This window comes from Flammeovirga yaeyamensis, from assembly GCF_018736045.1.
In the GTDB taxonomy this organism is placed as follows: domain Bacteria; phylum Bacteroidota; class Bacteroidia; order Cytophagales; family Flammeovirgaceae; genus Flammeovirga; species Flammeovirga yaeyamensis.
The window spans coordinates 3,438,010-3,451,298 of sequence record NZ_CP076132.1 but is presented as its reverse complement, the minus strand read 5'-3'; the positions used below and the strand labels follow the sequence as shown (position 1 = coordinate 3,451,298).

Annotated in this window: 7 protein-coding genes; all 7 read left to right on the top strand. The window is 35.9% G+C overall.

From position 1 onward, the window contains the following. Window positions 1–8: 8 nt before the first annotated feature. The 7 genes from speD (at window position 9) to KMW28_RS13445 (ending at window position 13,222) form a co-directional block, all read left to right on the top strand. Window positions 9–410, top strand: a complete 402-nt coding sequence (gene speD, locus KMW28_RS13475; RefSeq protein ID WP_066205996.1) for an adenosylmethionine decarboxylase — start codon at window positions 9–11, stop codon at window positions 408–410. Window positions 411–527: 117 nt separating this feature from the next. Next, complete coding sequence (locus tag KMW28_RS13470; protein WP_169666172.1) at window positions 528–1,421, top strand: 4-hydroxy-3-methylbut-2-enyl diphosphate reductase; 894 nt, start codon at window positions 528–530, stop codon at window positions 1,419–1,421. A 212-nt stretch (window positions 1,422–1,633) separates the two neighbouring features. Next, entirely contained in the window at window positions 1,634–2,422 is a 789-nt protein-coding gene (locus tag KMW28_RS13465; protein WP_066206001.1) for a DeoR/GlpR family DNA-binding transcription regulator, read from the top strand. A 282-nt stretch (window positions 2,423–2,704) separates the two neighbouring features. After that, window positions 2,705–5,839 carry a SusC/RagA family TonB-linked outer membrane protein gene (locus KMW28_RS13460; protein ID WP_169666170.1) on the top strand — a complete coding sequence of 1,045 codons (3,135 nt, stop codon included), beginning with the start codon at window positions 2,705–2,707 and terminating at the stop codon, window positions 5,837–5,839. Between the two features lie 6 nt (window positions 5,840–5,845). Continuing rightward, window positions 5,846–7,723, top strand: a complete 1,878-nt coding sequence (locus KMW28_RS13455) for a SusD/RagB family nutrient-binding outer membrane lipoprotein (RefSeq protein ID WP_169666168.1) — start codon at window positions 5,846–5,848, stop codon at window positions 7,721–7,723. Between the two features lie 493 nt (window positions 7,724–8,216). Beyond that, window positions 8,217–11,318, top strand: a complete 3,102-nt coding sequence (locus KMW28_RS13450; RefSeq protein ID WP_169666166.1) for a SusC/RagA family TonB-linked outer membrane protein — start codon at window positions 8,217–8,219, stop codon at window positions 11,316–11,318. Between the two features lie 14 nt (window positions 11,319–11,332). Then, window positions 11,333–13,222, top strand: a complete 1,890-nt coding sequence (locus tag KMW28_RS13445) for a SusD/RagB family nutrient-binding outer membrane lipoprotein (RefSeq protein WP_169666164.1) — start codon at window positions 11,333–11,335, stop codon at window positions 13,220–13,222. Window positions 13,223–13,289: the final 67 nt, after the last annotated feature.

Here is a 13,289-nt window from a genome sequence, read left to right as displayed (position 1 = left end):
GTTTTAATATGAGTTTTCATAAAGGAGAGGAAATTTTTTTAGGGAAGCAACTTTTAGGAGAATTGTACACATGTTCTTCAACCTATTTGAATGATCCTGAAGCGATGAAATCTATTATGGAAGAAGCTGCAAATTATGCCAACGCTACCATAGTACAATCGGTGTTTCATCATTTCTCCCCACACGGTGTTAGTGGAGTAGTGGTGATTCAAGAGAGTCATTTTGCAGTGCATACTTGGCCAGAACATCAATTTGTCTCAGTAGACTTCTATACTTGTGGTGCAACTGCATTTCCAGAAAAGGCAATGGAGTTTTTGGTAGATAAGCTAAACGCAAAACAATTTGATGTCAAAGAGGTGGACAGAGGACATCTGTCTAAAATCCAAGAATTTGGAAATATCAATAAATAAGAAGAATCATTACCTAAACTTTTTATTTCTTTTCATGTTTCTATAACGATGGGAAATAAAACATCACAAAAAAATGTTACTTTTGTGATAATGTAAAAGAACCAAACTTACAAAAAAATGGAAGTTACAATAGATCAAAAATCTGGATACTGCTTTGGAGTAGAATTCGCTATTCAAATGGCGGAAGAAGAAATGGAGGAGTCTGGAAAGCTGTATTGCTTAGGTGATATTGTACATAATAGTATGGAAGTAAAAAGGCTGAGAGAAAAAGGCCTTGTAGTTATAGATAAAGAAGATTTAAAAGATCTTCGTGATTGTAAAGTTTTGATTAGAGCACATGGTGAACCACCTGAAACCTACAAAACAGCAATCGAAAATAACATCGAATTAATTGATGCTTCATGTCCTGTTGTATTAAAGCTGCAGAACAGAGTAAAAAACGCCTACGATAAGTCGGAAGAACAAAAAGGACAATTAGTGATCTACGGTAAGCCAGGACATGCGGAAGTCATTGGTTTGACTGGTCAGACAGGTGACGATTGTATTATTGTATCATCGATTGATGATTTGGTGAAAGTTGATTTCAATAGACCAGTCACCTTATATTCTCAGACAACAAAAAGCACCAAAGGATTCTACGAGCTAAAAGCTGAAATAGAAAAACGAATTGATGCTGCTCAAGGAGAAGACATGCACAAAGAATCATTTAACGCAAATGATAGTATATGTCGTCAAGTATCCAATAGAGAACCACAAATGGTGAAGTTTTCTAGCGAGAATGATGTTATCGTATTCGTAAGTGGTAAAAAATCATCCAATGGAAAAGCATTGTATAATGTTTGTCTTAAAAATAATCCAAGAAGTTTTTTCGTGGAAAATGAGGATGAAATTGATCTAAATTGGATAGAAGTCGGTGATAAAGTCGGCATTTCTGGAGCTACATCGACACCAATGTGGTTAATGGAGCAAGTAAAAGAATATATCGAAAATCAGTTTTCAGTAGTGAACTAGAAACTACTAATTGATTTAAACACCTTATATACAAGACGGTATTTGTTAAAAAATGCCGTCTTTTTTTATGCGTATTTATGACAATATCAATACTTGTTTGCGTGTTTAGATTTATTTAATAAATATTTGAAACATAAATTTGCACGTTTATGCGTGTTCGTGTATGTTTGTGTGTGTAAAGGTAACACTTAAAACAATCTGACTTATTATCTATGTTAAAAGAAGAAAGACATCAATTTATTTTAAATGAAATCAGAGCTAATAATAAAGTACTTTCTTCAGAGTTAAGTACCCGATTAAATGTATCTGAAGATACGATCCGAAGAGACTTGAGAGAATTATCAGATCTTGGAAGTATCCGTAGAGTACATGGTGGTGCTGTAAAAAATAACAATGAAATAAATCTAGAAGAACATTCTGACTCTTCAGCTTACATTCCTTTTAGTTACGAAGATCGTGAAGTGTATAGCAAGGCTAAAAAAGAAGTGATTGCTAAAAAAGCAGTATCCTTGTTAAGAGACGATAATGTTATTCTAATTGACGGTGGAACAACAAACCTTGAGTTGGTAAAAGCTATTCCAATGGATTATAAAGGAACAGTAATTACAAACTGTCTTCCTATTGCCACAAAATTAGTAGAACATAGGTTTGTGGAAGTATATTTCTTGGGAGGTAGAATTTTACCTAATGCCTTGGTTACCGTTGGTCATTCTGTTATTCAAGAATTAAAGGAAATAAGAGCAGATATTTGTTTTCTTGGAACTCGATCTATTGATGTTCAAAGAGGTATTACCGATATAGACAGAGAAGAAGTAGAAGTAAAAAATGCAATGAGTCAATCAGCTGTGAACGTAGTTTCAGTGGCTTCATCAGATAAGTTGTATACTACTCAGCCATTCTTATGTGTCTCTTCTAAATCTGTTACAACACTTATTACTGAGTTAGATCCAAACGAAGTAACCCTAAGACCTTTTGTAGAAATAGGGGTAAAAGTACTGTAAGTACTAATGTGCTGTAACTAACAAACGAAATGAAAAATTGAATTACTAAATAACATAGTTTTAAACATTTATCAAGACTTTACTAAATAACATTTAAACAATTTATCAAGACTTTATTTAATAAATCAATCTGAAAATTTAATAGTAGACCACTAATTGAAAAGTAAGCGCATAACTTTATTTTAGTCGTCTAAGCGCCAATTATTTATAAATAAACAAGCTTCTAAATAGTATTGGCCTCTTTAATTTAATTAAATCTAATTTCTATTCATTAATCAAATCATGAACAAACACTTACTTTTGTTTTTGAGCATACTATTCAGTGTGTTTAATACATTGTATGCTCAAGATCGTGTCGTAACGGGTACTGTCGTTGATGCAGATGACAATTCTCCGATTCCAGGAGTAAACGTACTAATCAAAGGAACCACACACGGTAGTGTGACCAATTTAGATGGTAAATTCTCAATTTCAGTAGCTGAAAATCAAACACTTGTATTTTCTTATGTTGGTTATCAATCAACTGAAGTTAATGTTGCAAACGCTACAAATTTGAATGTTTCCTTAAATGTGGATGCAGAACAATTAGATGAGGTAGTGGTTACAGCCTTAGGTATTGAGCGTTCAGAACGTTCGTTAGGTTATGCTGTACAAGGAGTTAGTGCAGACGATATGGCGGATGCAGCAACAGCAACAGGTAACATGATGAACTCTTTAGCAGGTCAAGTTGCTGGTGTTCAGATTGCTCCATCAAACGGTGCAGGTTCTTCTTCAAGAGTTGTTATCCGTGGTACTTCAGTTTTAAGTGGTAATAACCAGCCGTTATATGTAATTGACGGTGTTCCAATGTCTAACTCTACGTTTAAAGATGGTGGTGATGGTTATGATGGAGATGTATCTTCAGGTGATGGTCTATCTTCTTTAAACCCTGATGATATTGAAAACATCAGTGTACTTAAAGGTGGTTCAGCAACGGCATTGTATGGTTCACGTGCAATCAACGGTGTGATTTTGATCACAACAAAATCAGGAAAAGATTCAAAAACAGGAGTTGATTTTTCACAATCAATTTCATTGGATGTTTTGGGTATTACTCCAGATGAGCAAAAAATGTATGGTCAAGGTACTTTAGGCGATATTACTGGTGATGCTAAAAACGCGACAGGAATGTGGGGTCCAAAAATTATGGGCCAAGATAGTAGATTTTATTACTTCAACTCTGGTGTGCCAGAAGCTGATCAAATCACAAAGCAATTAAGACACTACAATAACTACCAAGATTTTTATAGAACAGGTATTACATCAAATACTTCGGTAAGTGCTTTTGCTTCAAACGATAAATCAAATATCCGTTTGTCTTATTCAAATATGGATAACCAAGCAATGGTTGAAACGTCAACTTTCAAAAGAAATACATTCTCTATCAAAGGTAGTACTGAAATCTTGAACAAATTAACTGCAGAAGGTAGAGTTAGTTATTCAAATACTCAAGGTTATAACCGTTTGATTAACGGTGGTGGTTACGGTTCTACAATGAACTTCTTAATGGGCTTGCCATCTACAACTTCAGTAAAATGGTTAAGCGATAAGCATAAAGATGAAAATGGTAGATCTTATGGTTATGACGATAGAGGACAAAACATCTACTTTAACCTAAGAGAAGGTTATAACAAAGATAATTTGGACAGAGTTAATGGTATGGCTTCATTGACTTATAAGATTACTGATGATTTGAAAATCTTAGGTCGTGCAGGTATTGATTATAACAATTATACTCAAGATGTTTTAGACCCTTGGGGTGCAGCTTTAAACAGTGATGGTCGTGCTTTCAAAAGAAACTACGCTGAAATGGAGCAAAACTATGACTTCTTAGTTTCATACAATAAGAAAATAGGTAAGTTTGATGTTAATGTAAATGCTGGTGGTTCTAAAATGCACATTCTTAGAAACTCTCAAGATGTGGGATCGTCAACATTTGCTTCTCCAGATTTCCAAAACCCTACAGCAGGTCAGTCGGTATTGATGGACATGAGTACATATGAAAAAGCAATTAACTCGCTTTATGCTACTGCATCAGTTGGTTTCCAAGGATATTTATTCTTAGATGCATCAGTAAGAAATGACTGGTCTTCTACACTTCCATTAAACAACAACTCTTTCCTTTATCCATCGATCTCAGGTACTTGGATCTTCTCAGACATGGATTGGGATACGCCAGAATGGTTGACGTTTGGTAAAATTAGAGCAAACTATGCTCAAGTAGGTTCTGATACGGATCCATATCAATTGGCTCAGCAATATCAAATTCACCGTTTCAATATGCCAGGAAACTTGATTTATGGTGAGATTGGAAACAATGTGATCCCTAACGCTAACTTGAGACCATCCATCCAAACATCTACAGAATTTGGTATCGACTTAAGAATGTTCAATGATCGTTTAGGAATTGATGTAGCTCGTTATAAATCAGTTTCTGTAGATCAAATTCTTCCAGTAAACATTTCACAGTCATCTGGTTATGCTCAAGTAATGATCAACGCTGGTGAGATCCTTAACGAAGGTTGGGAGATGGCATTGAACTATAAGATTTTAGATAAGTCAAACTTCAACTGGACAGCTACTTTAAATGCTGCTTATAACTATAACGAAGTAGTTTCATTAACTGAAGGTGTTGAATTCTTCTCTCTAAATGAATCGGGTAGTATTCAAGCAATTCCAGGTCAAGCATACGGTGCAATTGTAGCTAGAAAAACACTAAGAGATGATAATGGTAATATCGTTGTAAACCAAGAAGGTATTATTCAAGCAGAAGATACTCCTTCAATTATTGGTAACGGTGTTCAACCTTGGATGGCCGGTATCAGAAACACATTTACTTACAAAAACCTTTCATTAACAGTATTGATTGATGGTAAGTTTGGTGGTGATATCTACTCATCTACTAACTCATCAATGTACTCAAATGGTAAGCATAAAGATACAGTTGTTGGTAGAGATGAGTGGAACAAAGGAGACGGTCACTGGAATCCTGGTGGTTTAGTAACTCCTAAAACAGACGATAGTGGAAACGCAATTAGCGATGAAAATGGTAACCCTATTTATGAAGGATTCAATGGAAATGTAAATCCAGAATTATTCTACGGTTCAGCAAAAGCAGACCATTTCGTTTACGATGCGTCGTTTATTAAACTAAGAGAAGTATCTATTAATTATAGATTACCTCAAGAATGGATGCAAAACATCTTCATCAAAAATGTAAATGTATCAGCATCTGCCTTTAACGTTGGTTACTTATGGAAAAACAGTGAAAACTTCGATCCTGAAGCTTCATTCTCAACAGGTAACGCACAAGGTCTTGAGAATTCTACAATGGCATTGCCTAGAACTTTCACTTTCAAATTAAACGCTAATTTCTAAGAAATAATGAAACTTAAAAATATATTAATTGCCGCTTCACTAAGTGCAGCTACAATGTTTGGAACTGGGTGTACTCATAAATTTGAGGAAATGAATGACAACCCATGGACAAGTAACGATTTAAATATCAAACACATCTTGCCATTTACGCAGACTAAAGCATATTCTAATGGTCATGAGGGTTGGAGAACATCAATTATTATGACTGGACCTATGTCTGGTATCTCTTCAACTTACATCACTACAGGATCAGGATTTGGCGAAAATGGTGAGTATACAGGTGCCTTTTTTGAGAACTTGTATAGAGATATGATCCGTAATATTGAAGATTCTAAGTTCCGTCTTAAAAATGATGGTTCTGATGAAGCAATGGCTAATTATGGTAGATTCTCTGTAGTAAACGTGATCAACCAATTACGTGCCACTCAGTTATACGGTGATATCCCTTACTCTACAGCAGGTAAAGGTTATACAGAAGGTATTTATTACCCAGCATACGACCGTCAGGAAGATGTTCTTGAGCTAATGGTGAAAGATCTTGATGAAGCTGCAACTTTAATTTCTAAAGTAGATGAATTATCAAGTGATGATGCGTACAGAGTAGGTATCCCTTACAGAGATCTTTATTTGAAAATCATCAACTCATTGTACATCAAAATTGGTGTAATGATGTCTGAAAGCAATCCATCTAGAGGTGCTGAAATTTTCGCTAAAGGTTACGGTTCTAAAAACTTCATCACAGCTTGGAGTGAAGCACCAGTAATTCACCACACAATGGAAGGTGGTGCTTGGGGTCACACAGTGAATGGTTATGGTGTAGCAAACAACTCTTTAGTGGGTGGTTTCTCAGGTAACTATTTTTCTCCTGAGTTGTTGGAATACATGCAATCGCACCACGATCCACGTATTTTCCGTTTAGCTTGTCACTTGGATTATTCTAACGCTAGAACTGAAGCATTCACAGATGTTTCTGTATACAAAGACTTCGATCCATTCAAACAAGCACACACCAACACGCCAAATACGTTTGAAAAAGTTCACTTTAGAGGTCTTCGTTTAGGTTCTACATCTGAAGGTTCAAGATCTATCTATAAAGTCGACGGTGCAGAAGGTAATCAACAAATTGATTTCTGGGCAAACAGAACACTTGATATTGCTGAAAATGGTCAATATATTACTTTGGCTGGTATTTCTCCGGAAGTATTTAATGCTACAGCTCCTACAATTATCTTAGGTGCAGACGAAGTAAACTTCTTTATTGCTGAGGCGGCATTATTGCCAGGCTATGGTGTAAGTGAAGCTGAAGGTCAAACTTACTTGAGAAACGCAGTAACATTAGCATTATCTAAATATGATGCAGTTGGATTCGGTGGAGGATCTTTAGAAGAAGCATTTGTTGATATCTACAAGAAACAAACTAATCCAGATTACAATCATCCTGCAAACAAATCAGCTTATGTTGATGATGTGATTCAAAGATACAACGCAGCAGATAGCCAAGGTAAAAGAGAAGTAGTAGTAACTGAACACTGGGCTTCTTTAACTGGTGATTGTATTAATGCTTTTGCTTTGGTGAATAGAACAGGTTTACCTTCGTTCATCAACAGAAACCTTACAGAGACACAAAGAAATTTCGATTTACCTGTATTTGATAAAGATCCGTTGGCTAACGACGATGCAACTATCATTGGTGAAAATGAAGTTTTACTACATACTGGTGGTTCAACTGGTGGTATTCGTCCTTACCGTTTCCCTTACCCAGGTTCTGAGTTAAATGCGAACAGTGCGAACGCTGAAGAAGCAATTAACAGACAAAGAGCAGAGACTGGAGTTGGTGGAGGTACTCACTTTATCGCAGTTCCACAATGGAGTAACAAGAGATAATTTTAAATAATATCTTATATAAAAAGCGAAGTTCTTCTTTCGAGGAACTTCGCTTTTTTTTTTGTCAAAAAAATTCCAAGAATGCCTGTTGAAATGGAAATATTCTTTTCTGTATATCAATTAATAATCTCTTGCAAAACGGAATACTAACTTAATTATCAAGAAGTAAGGTTTTTAGTTTTTATAAAAAAAGATAGTCAATTTATTGTAAAATATCATGTTTTTATAGCATCAAATATGGAAAAAAGAACTTTTACTAAATGCTTAATTTATTTTAGTTAAAATTAAATTTAGACTTAAATTTTAAAGTAATCCTGTTAAGAAAATGCACTCTCTATAAAAGCTAGAATAACATTAATTACTTTAATTCTAAAGTAAAACCCAAAACTTAAATTCATCTGTTTATCCATAAATTATATCTAATCTAAATACACTATCTGTTTACTTAAATAGATACACACACATAATCTAAATTCTATTCATTTTTCAAATTATGAAAAAACACTTACTTCTGTTATTGAGTGTACTCCTTTGTATACTTAGTAGCTCGTATGCACAAGACCGTAAAGTAATTGGTACGGTGAAAGATGCGGCAGACAACTCTCCGCTCCCCGGTGTAAACGTTTTAATCAAGGGTACTTCAAATGGTACTGTAACTGACTTAGATGGTAACTTTTCTCTCACATTAACTGAAGGTCAGAATGCTCTGGTTTTCTCTTTTGTAGGCTACAAATCAATGGAAATGGATGCGTCTAATGCCTCTAATTTAAATGTTGCATTAGAGGTAGATGCGGAACAACTTGATGAGGTGGTAGTTACTGCCTTGGGTATTGAAAGGTCAGAAAGATCATTATCATATGCTGCTTCAGAAGTGAAGGCAGACGAACTTGGAGATGGTTCAGCAACTGGTAATGTGATGAATACTTTATCTGGTAAAGTGGCTGGTGTTCAAATTGCTCCAATTGGTGGTGCTGGTTCTTCTTCAAGAGTAGTCATTCGTGGTAACGCAGTATTAGGGCGTAATAATCAACCACTCTATGTAGTAGACGGTGTTCCTATTCTAAATGAAACGGTAAAGGACGCTGGTAATAACTCAGATGGAGGAGATGTAAATACAGGCGACGGTCTTTCATCCATCAACCCAGATGATATTGAGTCAATGTCAGTATTAAAAGGTGGTTCTGCAACAGCCCTTTATGGTTCAAGAGCCATTAATGGTGTGATCTTAATTACCACAAAATCGGGAAAAGGAGGAGCCTCAGGAATTGATTTAAGTACTGGTGCATCTTTTGATTTTGTTGGAATTACCCCACAAGATCAAACGCGATATGCCATGGGTACTTTAGGTAATGAACCGACCAATCCAAAAGCCCAAACCTCTATGTGGGGTCCAAGAATTACGGGACAAAGATCTTCAGCCTATTACGATGGTCAAGAAAGAACAGTCTCGGCTTTCGATAATAACTATAAAGATTTCTTTAGAACTGGGGTGACCTGGAATACGAATGTTTCAGCATATAGATCCAACGAAAATTCTAATGTTCGATTCTCTTACTCGAACATGGACAATAAAGGAATGGTGAATAATTCTACTTATAAAAGGAATACATTCAATCTAAGAGGATCCACTACAGTGGTAAAAAAATTAAAAATTGATGGTAAGTTGACCTATGTCAATCAAAAGGCCCTTAACCGTATGGAAATGGGTAATTCTGTAAATAACTACATGGGTATGATGGTGGCTTTACCCACTACAATTGATCATAATTGGCTGAAAAACTATAAATCTGCTAATGGTCGTCCTATTGGTTATGACGATAAAGAAACCAACCCTTATTGGACCATGAACGAAGTGGTCAACGAAGATGAACTAAATAGGGTGATTGGTATGGCAACTGCCACTTATGAATTTACAGATTGGATAAAATTGATGGGTAGAACAGGGGTTGATTACAACTCTTTCCGTCAAGATGTGTTGCAACCATTATACACTCCTTGGTTTGAGCAAGGTAGAGCGTATCAAAGAACCAACCTTTCTATGGAGACCAATTCAGATTTTCTTATCATGTTCCACAAACAATTTGGAGATTTTGATGTTACCGCAAACGCAGGTGGAGCCTATTACAGAACTATTAATAAATATACTGATACGGGTTCCTCACAATTTAATTCTCCAGATTTCCAAAACCCTGGAGCAGGTTCCCAAGTATTCCAATCGTATTCTTCTACAGAAAAAGCAATGTCTTCATTATATGCCATGGCTTCAATTGGATACAAAGGGTATTTATTCTTAGACTTAACAGCACGTAATGACTGGTCTTCTACATTGCCATTAAACAATAATTCATTCTTTTATCCATCTGCTTCTGTATCTTGGATCTTCTCTGATATGGATTGGACTATACCTGATTGGATGTCGTTTGGTAAAGTAAGAGCGAACATTGCACAGGTAGGTTCAGATACCGATCCATATCAACTAGCATTACAATACTCTTTAGACCCTTGGAACCATAATGGGATTAACATTGGTAGAATTGAGGGGAATAATATACCAAATAGAACATTAAGACCATCAATTCAAACTTCTTATGAGTTTGGAGTTGATTTAAGGTTCTTCGAAGATCGTTTCCATTTGGATGTAGCTTATTACAGTAATTCATCAATTGATCAAATTTTACCAGTTGATATTTCAAAAGGATCAGGTTATGAGAGAGCAATCATCAATGCCGGGCAAATTGATAATAAAGGTTGGGAATTCATGTTTGGTTACAAACCGATTATGAAAGATAACTTTGTATGGGATATGACGATCACAGCTGCATACAATCAAAATGAAGTAGTTTCTTTAACTGAGGGAGTAGAATTTTTTGAATTATTAGGTGTAAACGGAGTTTCTGTTCAAGCAATTCCGGGCCAACCTTACGGAACAATCGTTGGTTCAAAAGCATTACGAGATGCTAACGGCAACTTAGTTGTTGATGATAATGGCCGTATTCAAAAACAAGATGGTAACCACGAAATTGGTAATGGTGTTCAACCTTGGATGACTGGTTTTAGAAACACATTTACTTATAAAAATATATCGTTATCGATATTGTTAGATGGTAAGTTTGGTGGAGATATTTACTCATCAACAGAATCAAGTCTACATTCTTTAGGTAAACATGAGAATACCTTGGTAGGTAGAGACGAATACTATGCGAATAGAGATCAGGGAACCGGAGATGGATGGAATCCAGGTAACTTAGTTCAAGTGGATGAAAATGGAGTTTCTACACCTTATACTAAATCAGTAGATCCAGAATTATATTATCCATCTTATGCTGGTATTCACGAATTCCACATGTATGATGCTTCATTTATCAAATTAAGAGAGATCTCTTTAACCTACAGATTCTCCCAAACATTAATGGATCAAACTCCTTTCAAAAATATATCGATAACCGCTAACGCATTTAACGTGGGTTATTTGTGGAGAAATACAGACAATATAGATCCGGAAGCTTCATTTACAGCAGGGAATGGTCAAGGTGTTGAGGTATCTAACCTTGCCTTACCAAGAACATTCGGTTTTAAATTAAATATGAACTTCTAATTAATTTAAGAAAAATGAACTTAAAGAAATATATATTAAGTATCGCTATAGCTGTAATTGCATTAAATGGCTGTACGAATGACTTCGAGGAAATCAATACAAATCCTTGGACGTCGAATAACCTTGATGTACAACATTTAATGACTTTTAGTCAGTTAAAAATGTATTCAAGTGGCGCAGAAGCGTGGAGGGGAAATTTAATTGTCAGTGGCCCATTAGCTCAAAATACAGCTTGTCTATATTCAACAGGTATTGGTTTTGGTGTGGATGACGGTCACACGTCACCAACCTTTGATTTAATTTATGGTGATGTTTTCAGAAATCTTACAGACGGTATTAATCGTTTAGAAGCAGAAGGAGGTAAAGAAGGGCAAGTTGCTCAATTTGAAATCATACGAGTAGTAAACACGCTTAGAGTAACTCAGTTATATGGAGATGTTCCCTATTCTGAAGCTGGAAAAGGTTTTTCTGAATTACTTTATTATCCGAAGTACGATACTCAGGAGGAAGTACTGACTAGCATGGTAGAGGATTTGAAAAAAGCAAGAACCGCATTAGAAGGAGTAAATGATAATAATTTGATTAACTATGATTTATATACTTCTGGAACTTCAGGTACCGCTAAATACATCAAGTTGGCCAACTCTTTATTAATGAAAATTGGTTTGATGATGTCAGAAGCTGATCCAACGAAAGGTGCAGAAGTCTTTAAAGAAGGTTTTAACAATGCAGGTGGATATATTTCCAATTGGTCTGAAGCAGTTTATGTACAGCACGTTTCTGAAGGTGGACCTTGGGGTGACCACGTTAACGGTACTGGTATTGCTGTTGAAGGACAAGTAGGTGGTTTCTCTTATCCTTACATTTCTGAAATAGCGATGAAATCGATGCAGGATAATCAAGATCCACGAATCTTCCGTTTGGTTTCTCAATTTGATAACTCGGGTGGTGTTAATAAAGCCATGACTGATACCACTCAATACACTAATTTCGATCCTTTCTTAAAAGCTGGAGACGAAGGCTTTTTTGTAAAAGCACACTATAGAGGGGTACGTTTAGGTGATAACGGTGACGGTAACCGTGGAGTGTTTTTCAACGAAGCAAAAGGTGGAGCACAACAAGCCGCTTATTGGGTAGATCAAAATGTGCCGGGCGATGCTGAAGATGATCCGAACCATCCGTATTGGTTTAGAAATGAAGGTCAGTTTATTACCATCGCGGGTTTAAATGCAGCAACTTTTAACCAATTATCACCATCTATAGTGATTGGAGCGGATGAAGTACAATTTTGGATTGCAGAAGCAAATGAAATTCCAGCATATGGTATTTCTGATGCAGGTGCTTTCCAGAGAGGGGTTGAATTTGCTTTAGAAAAATATGATGCCGTAAAATTCCCTGGTGAAGATATTAGAGATTTGTATATCGATTTATATAAACGTCAAACGAATGCAGCCTATGATTTCGCCACTGCTAAAACAGATTATGTAACTGCTGCAGTAAATCGATATAATAGTGCTGCAGATAAACGAGATGTTGTTGTTTATGAACATTGGATAGCATTGACTGGAAATGGTTATGATTCTTACGCACTTTGGAACAGAACGCACTTACCATCTATGGTACCTGCAGTTGTTCCAGCAGCAGATAGAAACTACGATCTTCCTAAATATGCAGATGATCCATTGTTAGACAATTCTCAAGTTAAAAATGGGGTTCAGGAAGTACCTTTACATCGAGGTGGGGTAACGAACTGGGTGCGTCCTTCTCGTTTCCCATATCCAAATAGAGAGTTAAATGTAAATGCAACTAATTCAAATGATGCAATAACACGCCAAAGAGCGGGAGTGGGTGAAAGCACTAACTTTATTGCGATTAAACAATGGTACTCAAATAAAGGAAACTAAGTTTTACTTAGAATTAAATACAGCGAAGCTCTTCTTTAAGAAGGGCTTTGCTTTTTTAAGGTAAAAA